At 46.2% G+C, this 15,997-nt stretch carries 10 protein-coding genes; 8 read left to right on the top strand and 2 right to left on the bottom strand.

Features of this window, described 5'->3' with window-relative positions:
• The first annotated feature begins 49 nt into the window (after positions 1–49).
• On the top strand, positions 50–442 hold the full coding sequence (gcvH, locus tag L1028_RS01605; protein ID WP_234530371.1) for a glycine cleavage system protein GcvH: 393 nt from the start codon (positions 50–52) through the stop codon (positions 440–442).
• A gap of 146 nt (positions 443–588) precedes the next feature.
• On the opposite strand, the gene L1028_RS01600 is transcribed toward gcvH, so the two are convergent.
• Entirely contained in the window at positions 589–1,440 is an 852-nt protein-coding gene (locus L1028_RS01600; protein WP_234530369.1) for a flagellar motor protein MotB, read from the bottom strand.
• The gene (locus L1028_RS01595; RefSeq protein WP_234530367.1) at positions 1,437–2,219 is read right to left on the bottom strand and encodes a flagellar motor protein; all 783 of its coding nucleotides are present in this window, start codon (positions 2,217–2,219) and stop codon (positions 1,437–1,439) included. The genes L1028_RS01600 and L1028_RS01595 overlap by 4 nt, the downstream gene beginning before the upstream one ends.
• Positions 2,220–2,499: 280 nt before the next feature.
• On the opposite strand from L1028_RS01595, the gene uvrB reads away from it, so the two are divergent.
• The 7 genes from uvrB (at position 2,500) to galU (ending at position 15,854) form a co-directional block, all read left to right on the top strand.
• On the top strand, positions 2,500–4,491 hold the full coding sequence (gene uvrB, locus L1028_RS01590; protein ID WP_234530365.1) for an excinuclease ABC subunit UvrB: 1,992 nt from the start codon (positions 2,500–2,502) through the stop codon (positions 4,489–4,491).
• Between the two features lie 430 nt (positions 4,492–4,921).
• On the top strand, positions 4,922–7,795 hold the full coding sequence (uvrA, locus tag L1028_RS01585; protein ID WP_234530362.1) for an excinuclease ABC subunit UvrA: 2,874 nt from the start codon (positions 4,922–4,924) through the stop codon (positions 7,793–7,795).
• Positions 7,796–8,512: 717 nt separating this feature from the next.
• Entirely contained in the window at positions 8,513–8,722 is a 210-nt protein-coding gene (locus L1028_RS01580; RefSeq protein ID WP_042131279.1) for a DUF2759 family protein, read from the top strand.
• 128 nt (positions 8,723–8,850) lie between these two features.
• A complete protein-coding gene (locus L1028_RS01575; RefSeq protein WP_423802999.1) occupies positions 8,851–9,984 on the top strand; it encodes a S1C family serine protease in 1,134 nt (377 codons plus the stop codon).
• A 27-nt stretch (positions 9,985–10,011) separates the two neighbouring features.
• Positions 10,012–11,925, top strand: coding sequence for a stalk domain-containing protein (locus L1028_RS01570; RefSeq protein ID WP_234530338.1), 1,914 nt, complete (start codon positions 10,012–10,014; stop codon positions 11,923–11,925).
• Positions 11,926–12,131: 206 nt separating this feature from the next.
• The gene (locus L1028_RS01565; protein ID WP_234530336.1) at positions 12,132–14,654 is read left to right on the top strand and encodes a U32 family peptidase; all 2,523 of its coding nucleotides are present in this window, start codon (positions 12,132–12,134) and stop codon (positions 14,652–14,654) included.
• A gap of 312 nt (positions 14,655–14,966) precedes the next feature.
• On the top strand, positions 14,967–15,854 hold the full coding sequence (galU, locus tag L1028_RS01560) for a UTP--glucose-1-phosphate uridylyltransferase GalU (RefSeq protein ID WP_234530334.1): 888 nt from the start codon (positions 14,967–14,969) through the stop codon (positions 15,852–15,854).
• Positions 15,855–15,997 lie beyond the last annotated feature (143 nt).

The following is a 15,997-nucleotide window of genomic DNA, read 5'->3' as shown; positions in this document are numbered from 1 at the left end:
AGGCTATAACTAAATTTAGAATTCCAATTTGGAAATGAGGCGGCTTGAAATGAGTGAAGTTTTAGATAACCTTCTTTACAGCGAAGAGCATGAGTGGGCAGAGCAAGTGGAAGGACGCGTAGTACGTGTTGGGATTACGGATCATGCTCAGCATTTGTTAGGCGATATCGTATTTGTGGAATTTCCAGAAGTGGGTTCGGTCATTTCAGCTGGCGACAGCGTTGGCAGTATCGAATCCGTTAAGACCGTTTCGGAACTGTATTCACCCGTCTCAGGGACGGTTACCAAGATTAATGACGGATTAGAAGCTAGTCCGGAGCTGATTAACGATAAGCCGTATGGTGAAGGTTGGATTTTTGAAATTGAAGTGGACGGAGAGTACGCTGATGCTGTAAAAGATCTGCTGGATGCAGCCGGATATCGTGCATTGGTAGGAGAGTAATTGGGATTTTTCACTGTATATTAATTTCGCCGCATGTGATATTTGTAGCAGCAAGTTTCTGTTTTTGGGGACTTGCTGTTTGGTGTTTTTATATAGATAGTGGTGGTGATTTTTGCGTTAAATTGGGGAAATCAGGGAGGGATTCCCTAATCCCTCGATTGAATGTCACCCTCTTGAAGCTGACGAAGCACAATGATCTCTACACGGCGGTTCTTCTGTTGACCTGCTGCCGTTGTATTATCTGCGGTGGGCTGGGTATCAGCATAACCTGCGTATTGAAAATTGTCGGGGTTCAATCCCTCCCGATCTAAGAAAAAACGCAGTACAGACAGCGCACGAGCACCAGACAGCTCCCAGTTGTCGTTATAGTGAGAAGCCGAAGATACTGGCGTATTGTCGGTATGTCCTTCAATGCTGATCTTTGCGCCGATATCGCTGAATAAGCCAGATAACTGCTGAAGAGCAGGGAGGGCTGGAGACTTCAGGTCTGCCTTACCTATATCGAAGAGAAAACGGTCACTGAGTGTGATTTCTATCCCTTGCGGTTTGTCGGCAACAAAAATTTGTTCTTCGAGATTATTTTCCTCTACATAGTTCGTGATGACACCCATTAATTCAGCAAATTTAGTCTCTTGTTCTCGAAAAGCAAGCTCACGTACCGAAGGTGTTTTGTTCTCCGTTTGTTCAGCAGATCCATCATTCGGTCCCGCAGTTGCAGCTGCATTCCCATCCCCGTCTGTACTTTCCGGTTTGTTCTCAGTTGATTTCCCAGCATCTAAAATGCCGTCCCCACCCTCAAGGACAGTGCTGCCAGACTTGAAGGTCTCGGATAATGAGCCTGTCACAATATTATATTTGTCAGTATCCAGGCTGCTCATCGCATACAATATAACGAAAAATATAAGTAAAAGTGTAATTAGATCAGCATAAGTAATCATCCAGCGGTCGCGGCTTTCCCGAGTCTCTACACGCCGTTTGCGCCGGTCTCTTTGTCTCATAAAAGACCTCTAGTTTCTGCACGGTCATTCGTGTCCGTGTCTGAGATGAATGAGTTCAGTTTTTTACGCACCAGCAAGGGATGATCCCCGTTCTGCAAAGAAAGAATGCCGACGAGCAGCATTTCCATACTATGTAGCTGGCTTTGACTGCGGGATTTGATTTTGGAAGCGATGGGTAAAAATATTAAATTAGCGATGGCTACACCGTACAGTGTTGCGGTAAATGCAACTGCGATAGATGTGCCCAGATTTGACGGATCTGTAAGGTTGCCAAGCACACGAATGAGACCCATCACCGTCCCAATAATTCCCATCGTTGGTGCATATCCACCTGCGGCTTCAAAAATCTTGGCATAACTCTCATGCTTCAATTCCTGTGCGTCCATTTCTAATTCAAGAATTTGTCTTACCTGCTCAGGGTCAGTGCCGTCGACAATAAGAAGTAGACCTTCACGTGTAAAAGGGTCCGGATGTTCTTCAGCTTGTTTTTCTAACATTAAAACGCCGCCCCGACGGGCCAAGGTTGCCATTGAAATGAGTTCTTCTGCTTTTTCTACATCACGATCAGGGTTGCTGCCGAAAGCCATGCGTAGTGCTGTTGGAATGGAGCGCAGCTTAGATGCCGGGAAGCTGATCATAACAGCGGCAAATGTACCCCCGAACACAATCAAAGCTGCATTAAGCTGCAGCAGTCCTGAGAGGCTTCCGCCTTCCCACAGATAGCCGCCGATTAACGCAGCCAGTCCAGCCAATAGGCCGATTATTGAGGTAATATCCATGCTTTAAGCTCCTAACATTTCTATGTATTATGGTTTGCAACGATCTAGTCAACACTGTATAATGAACGGGAACACATATTCTTATCTTCCATATTTTTTAATTATAAGAAGGTATAAGTTTCACGTTATACTTAATTAATCCTTATAATTCTCGCACAAAACGCTTAACGTCTTTAGGGACGCCAAAGGCGTTTTAGCTTGCTATCGTATGGAGAGAGAACATTCAGACAACAATTATAATATATTAATCTAGTTTAGACGATAGAGGGGAGACGGGCAAATGAGTGATATTGTCGTCAGTACAAAGACTTTTGAGTTGGAGTCCGAGTATACACCCCAGGGCGATCAGCCTCATGCCATAGAGGAATTACTACAAGGCATTCGGCAGGGCAAGAAGCACCAGACGCTGCTGGGCGCAACGGGTACGGGTAAGACGTTTACCGTTGCACAAGTTATTTCCAAATTAAACCGCCCGACGTTAGTTATTGCGCACAACAAGACTTTGGCTGCCCAATTAGCGAGTGAGTTTAAGGAGTTTTTTCCGCATAATTCGGTAGACTATTTCGTCAGCTACTACGACTATTACCAACCAGAGGCGTATATTCCCTCCTCCGATACTTATATCGAGAAAGACTCCAGTATTAATGAAGAGATTGATAAATTGCGCCACTCCGCGACGAGTTCCTTGTTCGAACGGCGTGACGTTATTATTGTGGCGAGTGTGTCTTGTATTTACGGCCTCGGTTCGCCGATGGAATACGGAAGCTTGCTTTTGTCATTGCGGGTAGGGATGGAGAAGCCCCGAAATGAGATTTTGAGCAGGCTAGTGGATATCCAGTACCAGCGTAATGATATCAATTTTGTACGCGGAACCTTCCGTGTACGTGGTGATGTGGTTGAGATCTTCCCGGCATCTCAGGGTGAACATGCCATACGGGTCGAATTGTTCGGTGACGAAATTGAGCGAATCACTGAGATTGATGTACTGACGGGTGAACTGATCGGGGAGCGCGATCATGTTGCTATTTTCCCGGCGTCTCACTTTGTTACCAAGGAAGAAACGATGCGAGTGGCACTGGTCAATATTGAAAAAGAGCTGGAAGACCGCTTAACGGTTCTTCGTGACGCAGGAAAGCTTCTTGAAGCTCAGCGTCTGGAACAGCGGACACGTTATGATATTGAGATGATGAAAGAAGTGGGCTTCTGCTCTGGGATTGAGAACTATTCCGGACCGCTCACCTTCCGTGAACCAGGGGCAACTCCGTATACATTAATGGATTATTTTCCGGATGATATGCTGATCATTATTGATGAGTCCCATGTAACGCTTCCGCAGATTCGGGCGATGTATAACGGTGACCGGGCGCGTAAGACGGTATTGGTTGAGCATGGTTTCCGTTTGCCGTCTGCGCTGGATAACCGTCCACTTCAGTTCGAAGAATTCGAAGAAAAGGTGAATCAGATCGTATATGTTTCAGCGACACCTGGACCCTATGAAATGGAGCACTGCGACACCATGGTGCAGCAGATTATCCGGCCTACAGGTCTTTTGGATCCGATCATTGAGGTTCGTCCTACAGAGGGACAAATTGATGACTTGATTAGTGAAATTCGTGATCGGGTGGAACGAGACGAACGCGTACTCGTCACAACATTGACGAAGAAGATGTCGGAGGATCTGACGGATTACTTTAAGGAAATTGGAATTAAGGTTCGTTATATGCACTCTGATATCAAAACGCTGGAGCGGATGGCGATCTTACGTGATCTTCGTCTTGGTACATTCCATGTTTTAGTAGGGATTAACCTGCTAAGAGAAGGTCTCGACCTCCCGGAAGTATCGCTGGTCGCTATTCTCGATGCTGATAAAGAGGGCTTCCTTCGTTCCGAACGCTCCCTAATTCAGACGATTGGTCGTGCGGCCCGTAACTCCGAGGGTCGTGTAATCATGTACGGTGATCGAATCACTGATTCGATGGAGAAGGCGATGAGCGAAACATCGCGTCGTCGCGCCATCCAGATCGCCCATAATGAGAAACACGGCATTACCCCAACCACCATTAATAAAAAGGTGCGTGACATCATTGAGGCAACGAAGGTTGCCGAGTCTAAAGCGGATTACCTCACGGGTGTTGGTGGCAAGATGAATAAGAAAGAAAAACAAAGTCTAATCCAGCGTCTGGAAGCCGAGATGAAGGACGCAGCGAAGAACCTGCAATTCGAACGCGCGGCAGAGCTGCGTGATGCATTGTTGGAGCTTCGGGCCGAGTAATAAACCATAAACGCATCACCGATATTTTAAATATGTAATTGAACGGTGCTGTCCCAGGCCGTTCTTTTTGAATAATAGATGTTCCACGCATCCCATAGGGACAGCGCTCCACAACGCTTTTGGCACTTACGCGCATCCCATAGGGACAGCGTTCCGCAACGCTATAGTAGTTGCGGTAATCTCACACTTCCCGCACTTAGCTAGTGTGCGCCTAACGTTCAAGCGGTCCCGTAGGGACAAGCGCTCCAAGCACCACTGTCACTAAGTTCCGTCCCCCCAACCTCCTTCGTCAAAAAATGCGGGTGTCCAGAGGGTGCAACCCTTGGGGCCCTCCCTTGGAAGGGAGGGTTTGGGAGGGATCGAAAACGCTTTTAATAAAGCTCTGAAATCGTTAAAGTTTTGATATTTGATTCATTAAGGAGAGGTTCCGTTGGCGAACGAAAATATTGTAATTAAAGGCGCGAGGGCGCATAATCTCAAAAACATCGATGTGACGATTCCGCGTGACCGTTTCGTCGTGCTGACGGGGCTGAGCGGCTCGGGTAAGTCTTCGCTTGCATTTGATACGATTTATGCTGAAGGACAGCGGCGTTATGTTGAATCTTTGTCAGCTTATGCTCGTCAGTTCTTGGGGCAAATGGAGAAGCCGGATGTGGATTCGATAGACGGATTATCCCCGGCAATCTCTATTGATCAGAAGACAACAAGTCGCAACCCGCGCTCTACGGTAGGTACGGTAACTGAAATCTATGACTATTTGCGGTTGCTTTTTGCACGGATCGGTCACCCACATTGTCCAGAGCATGGAATTGAGATTACCTCCCAGACTGTAGAACAGATGGTAGACCGGATTATGCAGTATCCAGAGAAGACTCGTTTGCAGATCCTGGCACCTATCATTTCAGGGCGTAAAGGGGAACACAAAGGACTTTTCACAGATATTTCTAAGCAAGGGTTCGTACGTGTGCGTGTGGACGGTGAGCTAAGAGATCTGTCTGAGGATATTGAACTTGAGAAGAATAAAAAACACACCATAGAAGTTGTTGTGGACCGGATCGTCGTTAAAGATGATATGGAGACCCGGCTGACGGATTCATTGGAGACGGCGCTTAAGCTTTCGGGCGGTAAAATCCTTGTGGATATCATCGGTCAGGAAGAGCTGCTGTTCAGTTCTAATTTTGCTTGTCCGATTTGTGGTTTTAGTATTGAAGAGTTGGCACCACGTATGTTCTCATTCAACAGTCCGTTTGGAGCCTGTACAGAGTGCGACGGACTTGGTATGAAAATGGTGGTCGATCCAGACCTGCTTATTCCTGATGCTGAGAAATCCATTGAAGAGGGTGCTTTTTTAGCTTGGACTGGAAGTACATCTAATTACTATCCGCAATTTCTGAAGTCCGTGTGTGAGCACTTTAATATTCCACAGAACGTTCCAGTGAGCAGTTTAACACCTGATCATATGAATAAACTTCTGCATGGTACGGGTAGTGAGAAGGTTCGCTTCAAATATGAGAATGATTTTGGACAAAAGAAAGATGCGATGGTTGCTTTTGAAGGGATTATTCCCAACCTGGAGCGGCGTTACCGGGAGACCGCATCTGACGGTATTCGTGAATTTATCGAAGGATTTATGAGTGCTAAGCCTTGTCATGTGTGTAAAGGCAAACGTCTGAAAAAAGAAATTTTGGCGGTGACGATCAACGAACGCAATATTTCGGATATTACCGATCTCTCGATTGGTGACTGTCAGCATTGGTTTGAAGAAATAAAGTTAAGTGAGAAAGAGACAGCTATCGCCAATCTCATTCTGAAGGAAATCTGCAATCGTCTGGGGTTCCTGGTGAATGTCGGATTGGACTATTTGACACTTAGCCGCGCAGCAGGCTCACTATCTGGTGGTGAAGCACAGCGTATCCGGTTGGCAACTCAGATTGGTTCGAGCTTAATGGGTGTATTGTACATTCTGGATGAGCCAAGCATTGGTCTGCATCAGCGGGATAATGATCGCCTGATCTCTACGCTTGCTCATATGCGTGACCTAGGCAATACGTTGATTGTTGTAGAGCATGACGAAGATACGATGATGGCAGCCGATTATATTATTGATATTGGACCGGGTGCGGGTATTCATGGTGGACAAGTTATGGCGCAAGGAACACCAGAAGAGATTATGAAAGATCCGAATTCCTTAACCGGTGAATATTTAAGCGGTCGTAAGTTTATTCCAGTTACCGCTAAGCGTCGTGCTACCGATGATCGTTGGATAGAAATCCGTGGCGCGAAAGAGAATAACCTGAAAAATGTGAATGTGAAGATACCATTGGGTGTGTTTACAGCGGTGACTGGCGTGTCGGGCTCCGGTAAATCTTCACTTATTAACGAAATTCTGTACAAGAGCTTGGCACGGCAGCTGAATAAGGCTGTGAAGGTGCGTCCGGGTCAGCACAAAGAAATTCGCGGCTTGGAAAATCTCGATAAGGTTATTGAAATCGACCAATCACCAATCGGGCGTACACCACGCTCTAACCCAGCAACCTATACCGGCGTATTTGACGACATTCGTGATCTGTTCTCGAAGACGAATGAGGCAAAGGTACGTGGGTTCCAAAAGGGACGCTTTAGCTTTAACGTAAAAGGTGGACGCTGTGAAGCTTGCCGTGGGGATGGAATTATCAAGATTGAGATGCACTTCTTGCCTGACGTATACGTTCCATGCGAGGTATGTAAAGGAAAACGTTATAACCGGGAAACACTAGAAGTGAAGTATAAAGGGAAAAACATTTCCGACGTGCTGGAGATGACAGTAGAGGATGCTACAGAGTTCTTCGTGAATATCCCTCGTATTCATCGTAAAATGCAAACGCTGATGGATGTGGGTCTTGGCTACATTAAGATTGGTCAGCCAGGAACAACATTATCCGGTGGTGAAGCGCAGCGTGTGAAGTTGGCTTCTGAGCTATACCGTCGTAGTACAGGTAAGACACTCTATATTTTGGATGAGCCTACAACAGGTCTGCATGTGGACGACATTGGTCGTTTACTAGAAGTATTGCATCGCTTGGTGGATTCCGGAGAATCGGTTCTTGTCATTGAGCATAATCTGGACGTTATTAAGACTGCCGATTATATCATCGATATGGGACCAGAGGGCGGCAGTGGCGGCGGAACCGTACTGGCAACAGGAACACCAGAGAAGATCATTACTGTTACGGAGTCTTACACAGGTAAGTATCTGAAGCCAGTTCTGATTCGTGATACGGAGCGTACCGAAGCGCTTATGCTTGAGACGGCTGAAACCACCTAAGCTATAAATAGCTGGATAGTATAACTACCAAAGAATAAAGGTCACGGTATTTCGCCGTGGCCTTATTGTTTATTGTTTGAAACTTTTATTTTGGGAAAACAATTAATCGGTACAATTGCTGGTATTCACCGGTAAATTAGAGTGATTATACGATCTGATGTGAGTTTCTGGTAAACGTTATATGACTCCTATAAAAAGAACACCAAATAATAGACGGGATAGGCATATGTAGGGCATGTCCGTCGTAAGATTGAATGAGGAGCATGCTGTTGCTGTAAGTGTACTAAATGGGTAATAGAATAACAGTAGGCTCGATGGTTCCTTGAAAAATAAATAACTATTTGTAATATACATTTAGCTCTACCAAAAGCTTCGGTTACTAGATTGAGGAAAGCATCCCTAAAAACTCAAGTCAAACCAAATCGATACTCGGCTAACTTGAGGAGGCTTTAATCCATAACCGATACTTCATTTTCATCACCTTCATAAAATAGCGCATTAATTGTTACGCTCGCATCATTTTCACTGAAACGCACCAAACGTCAATGAACAATATCATCAATTCATTCAATTTTGCAGGCATAAAATATATTTTTTGCGACAAATACATAATTTTTCTACAAAACCTATTGCATCGCCCAAATGGTAGCGATAACATAGAAGAGGATATGGGCAATACTGGATCTTGCTTGACAACATTTTTGAGGAGGTAAGGTAATGCTACTTGCAGAAGTTGCCGCGCAAGGACCGTCTAAATTTCATACCTTTGATGTTTTTATGATTTTATTCACCATCCTAATTTTGGTCGGAGTTATTCGGTTACTGAGAGCTCCCCAGAAGAACAAGTTCGCCATTGGTTTCGGAGCGGTTAGTTTGTTGGTTTTTATAATCTCTGACTATGCCATGGTGATGCATTGGTTAAGTTAACGAAAGAACTAAATTGAACAGCTTTGCACCAAAAGACTCCTTTAACGCCGTGGGCGCATTGAAGGTGTCTTTTTTCAGATTATATAATGTAAAATTTATCCATGTGCAGAGAGAGGGTCTGGTGAAGGTTGATGAGGATTGGGGAGAAGCTGGTGAAGAAAGGATTGGGCCTGCTGCTGTGTGGTGTGTTGCTGTCCGGAGTATGGAGTGAGTCGGTTTATGCGTTGGGTAGTACGACTAAGACGGTTAGCGAGGCGACGACAACCCAGAAAAACAAAATCAAAAATTCTACAGCAGCTGAAGACCCTGTCCCAGGGATTATTAAAAGTATCGCCCCCTCCGTAGTGGGCATTATCGGCAAAGACGATAGTGGCGGGAATAGCGGACCGGATGATCGGTACAATCTGACGCATGGCTCTGGTATTATTGTGAAATCGAACGGATGGATCGTAACCAATGCACATGTCATCAAGGATCTGCAGAATGCCTTGGTAGTGACGTCGGACTCCAAAACCTACAACATTAAAGAAACATATCTCGATGAAGTTAGTGATCTGGCCCTGATCAAAATCAATGCAACCTCCCTTAAACCTGCAAGGTTTATTCCATCGACCGGCAAAACCGTTGTTGGTGAGAAGGTAGTGGCCATCGGAACACCGATTAACTTTTCTCTAAGGAATTCAGCGACTGTAGGGGTTATTAGTGGCCTTAACCGTGAAGTAGCTGCGGCTTACCGCCTGATCCAAAGTGACACAGCGATTAATCCCGGAAATAGTGGGGGCCCGCTAGTGAATATGAAGGGCGAAGTGCTGGGAATAAACAGCCTGAAATACTCAGCGGTGGGCGTAGAGAATATGGGCTTCTCTATACCGTCGGATACCGTGCAGTATATTATGAACCAGCTTTTTAAGTACGGTGAAGTAAAACACCCGAGTCTTGGATTGGAGTTAGAGCCGAGTTGGTCCTCGATTGTGGGCTTGCCAACGCTTGATCCCCTGACTGTAACCAAAGTGATTTCTGCTGAAGCACACAAGGCGGGTGTTGCCGAAGACGATGTCTTATACAGCATTGACGGCCACCGTGTGGTCTCACTTGTTGATATTAATGAATTGTTTAAAAGCTATTCTCCAGGTACGACGGTACGACTGGTTATGCAAAGTGATGGGGATATCGTCATCCGTAAGCTGGTGCTCACTCAGGGTGACCCCCTATTAAGTGAAGAGGGTTCAGGAGCAGATGGGGACGAGCATACGGAAGAGTGATCAGGAAACTCGAGAGGGGGACGGGAAATGGGCTTTAAAGTTTTAAAACAAGGATTGTGTGCGATGCTGGCCTTATTATTGCTATTTTCTATATTACCGATACAAACCGCACGGGCAGCAGAAACAGACAAGCTACAGCTGAGTCTTAAAGTTGGCAGTACTTCAGCTACGGTGAATGGCAAGAAGGTGACTATCGAGCGGCCTTATATGGAGAACGGAACGGTTATGGTACCGCTCGGGGTTTTTAAAAAGACATTTGGCAGCACGGTTTCCTTAGAAGGAAATGATGTAGTGAAAGTAACGTACGGCTCTCATACAGGGTTAATGACGATTGGTAGTATTAGCGCCTGGAAGGATGAGACTAAAGTTAAACTCACCACCGCGCCTCGGATGGTTTCAGGTGTGCTGATGGTGCCGCTGCGTTTTGTGGCGAGTGTACTGGGTGCAACCCTCTCTAACGGTAACGGGGATGAGCTCATCATTACCTTAGTTCCTGCAGACAATGAAGGCGATGTGCCAGTGGATACTGGTATTGATAGCGAAGTGGGGAAGACGCAAATTGGGAACAGTTATTATCGATGGACACTAAATTATCCGTCTGGACTGATTGCTGGAAATAGCGGTGGAGATGAGAGTGTGGCTACCTTCTCCAGTGCGGACAATCTTTATTATTTGGAGATTCATGCAAGTGATCAGGCAGTTGCTGTTGATGCAGATGGGCTATTAGAACAACTAGTCCGGGAAGTCGAGTTAGGCAGTGAGCTGATATTAGACCGGGAGTCGTTCCCGAAAGCCTCTGTACCTTATGCACGATTGGTCAGTAAAGATTCTAGCGGAGCACTCTGGGAAAACAGGCTGATCTATGCTGAAGGTAGACTTTACGAGATTTATTTGACCGATGAAAAAGCCACTAATTATAAAGATTTAGACAAATATGCGGGGTTACTGAGCTCTTTTCGACCCTCTTTTGACACTAAGGATAACAAAATCCGTGATCTCTCTACTGTAAAGAATGGCTTGAGTGAAGCCTATAATGAGGACTATGGCATCTCACTACAGGTTCCTGCCGCTTGGACTAAGGATGAGCAGCATTTTTATTATGAAAGCAAACAAGGAAGTCATTTGAGTGTGGCGATTACATCGGCACCTGCTGGTTCTACACTAGAGAGCTGGGCTGAAGAGCTGAAGACAAACACGCAAGAGAACTTTGTAGCGGACGCTTATGTTGTTAAAGGTAGCATGAAGTCTGAAATCTCCGGCGTACCTGCGCAAATAAGTGAGACACAGCTGAATTTCGGCAACGGTTGGACGACAGAATATCAGGCACTCGTGCTCAAGAATGGGTACCGTTACTATTTTGAATATGTGACACCTGCTGGACAAGAAGACGATAAGGCCAAATTCAAAGCTATTATATCCTCTATTGATATTGATTTTGATCTGTTGAAGGAGAACTTCGGGCGACTCGCTAGCGATGACTATAAGACAATCAAGAATAAAACGATAACCAAAGTATCCAAAAGATACGGCTATGCCATCGACATTCCACGTTTATGGACACCCAATCAAGATGTATTCGAGACACAGTTGGTAGAGTATCGGTTCATCGGAGGACGTTTCCAGATTAACTCGAAATCTGAGGGCTCAGTCGATTATGCGGTGAATATGCTCAAAGATTCTTATCAGAATAAAAATAATGATCCTAAAGGTCCTCGCATTGAAAGTATAGTGGAGTCTACCTTTGCAGGTGTTCCTGCTACGATCCTTACTGTGCATCAAATCAAGAATGGTGTTCCTCTCCGCAGTAAGCACGTTGTTTTTGGCAAAAATGAGGTGGTCTACACGATTACTGTTACGCTGAATGATGCCAATGCCACTACAGAACAGCAGGCTTTGTTGGATAAAACGCTGCAGTCGTTTCGGTTTACGGGGAATGAGTAGTTTAGAGGTGTTTGGAGTTCATGACTAACTAATAGTAGAGTGTAATTCATTTAGACGAGAACGTCCTTGTAGCCAAAATGGCGTGGGGCGTTCTTTTCTTTATATAAATGTTGGTAAACACATGGCGCTGAGATGTGATATTTGATACAATTATCAAGTTAATCAACTAGAAATGACCCGCCACATGGCGGTTTGGGAGGATATAAATGAAAGAGCAACAAATACGCAGAGAAGACGTGGAGCTATTGGCACCTGCAGGTGACTGGGACTGCATGCGTGCGGCGGTAGCGAACGGAGCGGATGCTATCTTTTTTGGCGTAGAGAAGTTTAATGCACGGGCGAGAGCGAACAACTTTCGCATGGACGAGCTGACGGAAATTATGGCGTTTTTGCATAGCTATGGTGTGAAGGGCTTCCTGACCTTTAATATACTGGTTTTTGAAAATGAACTGTCCGATGCAAAAGAACTGATTGACGCTTGTGTAGATGCTGGCGTGGATGCGGTGATTGTTCAGGATTTAGGTTTGGTCAAAATGATTCGTGAAATCTCACCTGACTTCCCGATTCATGGATCGACACAGATGACGATTACTTCTCCGGAGGCGGTCGAGTTCACTAAGCCTTTCAGTTTGGAACGTGTGGTACTGGGTCGTGAGAACAATCTGAAGCAAATTAAGACGATTGGGGAACAAGCCCGTCTGCCGATGGAAGTATTCGTGCACGGAGCTTTATGTGTCTCTTATTCGGGTCAATGTCTAACTTCGGAAATGTGGGGTGGACGCTCCGCCAACCGCGGAGAATGTGCCCAAGCTTGCCGTCTGCCTTATGATCTGATGGTGGATGGAGAAGTTAAACCAATGGGTGATGTGACTTATTTGCTCTCTCCTAAGGATTTGGCAGCTATTGATCTTATGCCTGAGCTGATCGAGGCGGGTGTAACTTCTTTCAAAATCGAAGGGCGCCTCAAGAGCCCGGAATACGTTGCGAATGTAGTTAGTAAGTACCGTAAGGCAATTGACCGGTATTTTGATGGCGATATGTCTAAACCATCTAAGGAAGAAGTTCGTGAACTGCAACAAAGCTTCTCCCGCGGTTTCACGCATGGTTTCCTAGATGGAACGAACAATAAAAAGCTCGTAGACGGGACTTTCCCGAAAAGCCGTGGTGTATATCTCGGAACAGTTGAACAAATTCTTCGTGATGGCGTAGTCTGCCGTATTCATGCACCGCTTAAGCGGGGAGACGGAATCGTGTTTGATGCAGGGGATCCGACGAAAAAAGAAGAAGGTGGACGCGTTTACGACCTTCGTCGTAAAGGTGTGAAGCTCGAAGGCGAAGCCGGAGAAGGCTGGATCATCGACATCGTAGCGGGTCGTAATGATGTGGATCTTCGTCGTCTAAATGTCGGTGACCGCATTTGGAAGACGAATGACCCTGCGCTAGACAAGGCGTTGCGTCAGACTTATGAGACAGAGAAGCCTTACCGGGTATTCCCGGTACATGTGCGAGTGCAGGGCTGCGTTGGCGAGAAGCTGACCACCTGGTGGACGGACGTTCAGAAGAACGTTACCGTCCGTGTGGACTCGGAGCTCGCGCTGGAAGCGGCACAAAAGCGTCCGATGGATACCGCGCTGCTGGAAGAACAATTCGGCCGCCTCGGCGGAACCGTGTTCCAGCTTGACGCGCTAGAGTCGCATCTGCAAGGCGACGTCATCGTCCCTATGCGCGAGCTGAACAGCATCCGCCGCCAAGCGGTGGAGCTGCTTGCGGGCGAGCGCCCGAAACCGCCCGTGTACGTGAAACGGGCGATCGAGGTCTACGGCGACGCTAACCGTAGGGACGTCGCTCCGCAGCGCGCTGGTGAAGCGGAGCTCACCGCGCTGTGCCGCAGCCTGCCGCAGGTGCAGGCTGCGCTCGAGGCCGGCGTGAGAAACATCTACGCCGACTTCGAGTTTATCAAGCAGTTCCCGGCAGCGGTAGATGCGGTACGGGCTGCAGGGGCCAGCATCGCGCTGGCCACGCCGCGCATTCATATGCCGGGTGAGAACGGCTACCACGCCAATATTCTGCGCCTGCAGCCTGATGCCGTGTTAGTGCGCAATACCGGTGCGCTGTATTATTATCTGCGCCGCCGTCAAGAGCAACCGGATGCTGTGCATCCTCGCCTAATCGGCGATTTCTCACTGAATATCGCTAACCATAAGGCAGTGGACCTGTTCCTGGAGGCAGGCTGTGACATGGTAACACCATCCTATGACTTGAACATTCAACAGATGGTCGACCTGCTTGAGCACAGCGATACTTCTCGTATGGAGATCGTAATCCATCAGCATTTGCCGATGTTCCACACTGAGCACTGTGTATACTGTACCTTCATGAGTGAAGGCACAAACTTTACGAACTGTGGCCGTCCATGTGAAGAGCATCGCGCTTCCCTGCAAGACCGTATAGGAATGTCACATCCAGTTCGTGTAGATGAAGGCTGCCGTAATACTGTCTATAACGCAGTGGAGCAGTCCGGTGCGGAGTATTTGAACAATTTCCGTGATCTAGGCGTATCCTCGTACCGCGTGGAGTTCCTGGAAGAGACACCAGAGCAAGTGGCTGAAGTAATTAGCCTGTATAGCCGCGCACTGCGTGGTGAGATCTCTGGTACGCAGGTATGGAAGAGCTTGAAGGCTACCAACCAGCTGGGGGTTACTCGGGGACAATTGGTTAACGCGAAGTAATAAGGGTTAAGAAATAGGGCTAGGTGACTACCAGAGTAATTCTGGAGTTGCTTGGCCCTTTTTTATAGATACGATCTCGTCCTCTTTGTTACTTGCATATACTAGATAGTATATAGGTGAAAGTTAGCAAAGGGGGGATCTTGTAAGAGACTTATATAATTCCTCCCTCTCCGATTTGATTGGAATAGATATACAAATATAACAAACACTCTGACATTAATCTGTTATAACTGCTATAATTAAAGGAAATATGCCATTTTACTATACAGAGTATTTAAGATGGAAGAGTAACCGACAGAAGGAGTTAATGTGATGAAGATCCGTAAAGCTATTATTCCCGCTGCAGGTCTTGGTACCCGTTTTTTGCCTGCGACCAAAGCAATGCCTAAAGAAATGCTACCGATAGTAGATAAACCGACGATCCAATATATCGTCGAAGAAGCAGTTGCTTCCGGAATCGAGGATATTATTATCGTGACGGGGAAAGGGAAACGTGCGATTGAAGACCATTTTGATAATTCTTTTGAGCTAGAGTTTAACTTAGCTGAGAAGCAGAAGTGGGAACTTCTTGAATCCGTTCGCAAATCTTCTGAGATGGCTGACATTCATTACATTCGCCAAAAAGAACCTAGAGGACTCGGTCATGCGATTTGGTGTGCTCGTAAATTCATAGGCAATGAACCGTTTGCTGTACTGCTAGGTGATGATATTGTGGAAGCAAACAAACCATGTCTCAAACAAATGATAGATGTTTATGATGAATATAAATCTTCCATTGTTGGTGTCCAGCCTGTTCCTTGGGAAGAAGTGTCACGGTATGGTGTTGTGGATGCTTCGCCTTTGGCTGAGCGGGTCTATAAGGCCAATCGTCTTGTAGAGAAGCCAAAGAGAGAAGATGCTCCTTCTAATCTAGCGATTTTAGGACGTTACATCTTAACTCCACGCATCTTTGATATGCTTGGTGAGCAGCAGGTAGGTGTAGGCGGAGAAATTCAGCTTACCGATGCCATCTCCCGCTTAAGTGAAGTGGAGCGAATCATCGCTTATGACTTTGAAGGCAAACGCCATGATGTAGGAGAAAAGATGGGATTCATCCAGACCACTATACATTATGCACTTCAGCATGATGAGCTTAAAGGTGATTTACTTCGTTATATGAAAGAACTTGTTGATAATGAAGTTGCTAAGGCAGGGACTTAAGAAGTTTCTTGTTATTCAAAAAAGGGGCTGTCCCATAAGTAGATATTCTACTAGCGGAGATAGTCTCTCTATCCTCTTAAAAGTTTAAAACGTCAACAGAGCAGCGATTCTCCTGTTATTGGAGAATCGCTGCTCTGCGTTTT

This window comes from Paenibacillus pseudetheri (genome assembly GCF_924513355.1).
GTDB classification, from domain to species: Bacteria; Bacillota; Bacilli; order Paenibacillales; family Paenibacillaceae; genus Paenibacillus_AQ; species Paenibacillus_AQ pseudetheri.
Note: the sequence above shows the minus strand (reverse complement) of the source record. Positions and strands in the feature narration are given on the sequence as shown.

Excerpts from the sequence above, each read along its gene's own strand:
- gcvH (WP_234530371.1), top strand. The coding sequence starts at position 50 with ATGAGTGAAGTTTTAGATAACCTTCTTTACAGCGAAGAGCATGAGTGG.
- L1028_RS01600 (WP_234530369.1), bottom strand. The coding sequence starts at position 1,440 with ATGAGACAAAGAGACCGGCGCAAACGGCGTGTAGAGACTCGGGAAAGC.
- L1028_RS01595 (WP_234530367.1), bottom strand. The coding sequence starts at position 2,219 with ATGGATATTACCTCAATAATCGGCCTATTGGCTGGACTGGCTGCGTTA.
- uvrB (WP_234530365.1), top strand. The coding sequence starts at position 2,500 with ATGAGTGATATTGTCGTCAGTACAAAGACTTTTGAGTTGGAGTCCGAG.
- L1028_RS01580 (WP_042131279.1), top strand. The coding sequence starts at position 8,513 with ATGCTACTTGCAGAAGTTGCCGCGCAAGGACCGTCTAAATTTCATACC.
- L1028_RS01570 (WP_234530338.1), top strand. The coding sequence starts at position 10,012 with ATGGGCTTTAAAGTTTTAAAACAAGGATTGTGTGCGATGCTGGCCTTA.
- L1028_RS01565 (WP_234530336.1), top strand. The coding sequence starts at position 12,132 with ATGAAAGAGCAACAAATACGCAGAGAAGACGTGGAGCTATTGGCACCT.
- galU (WP_234530334.1), top strand. The coding sequence starts at position 14,967 with ATGAAGATCCGTAAAGCTATTATTCCCGCTGCAGGTCTTGGTACCCGT.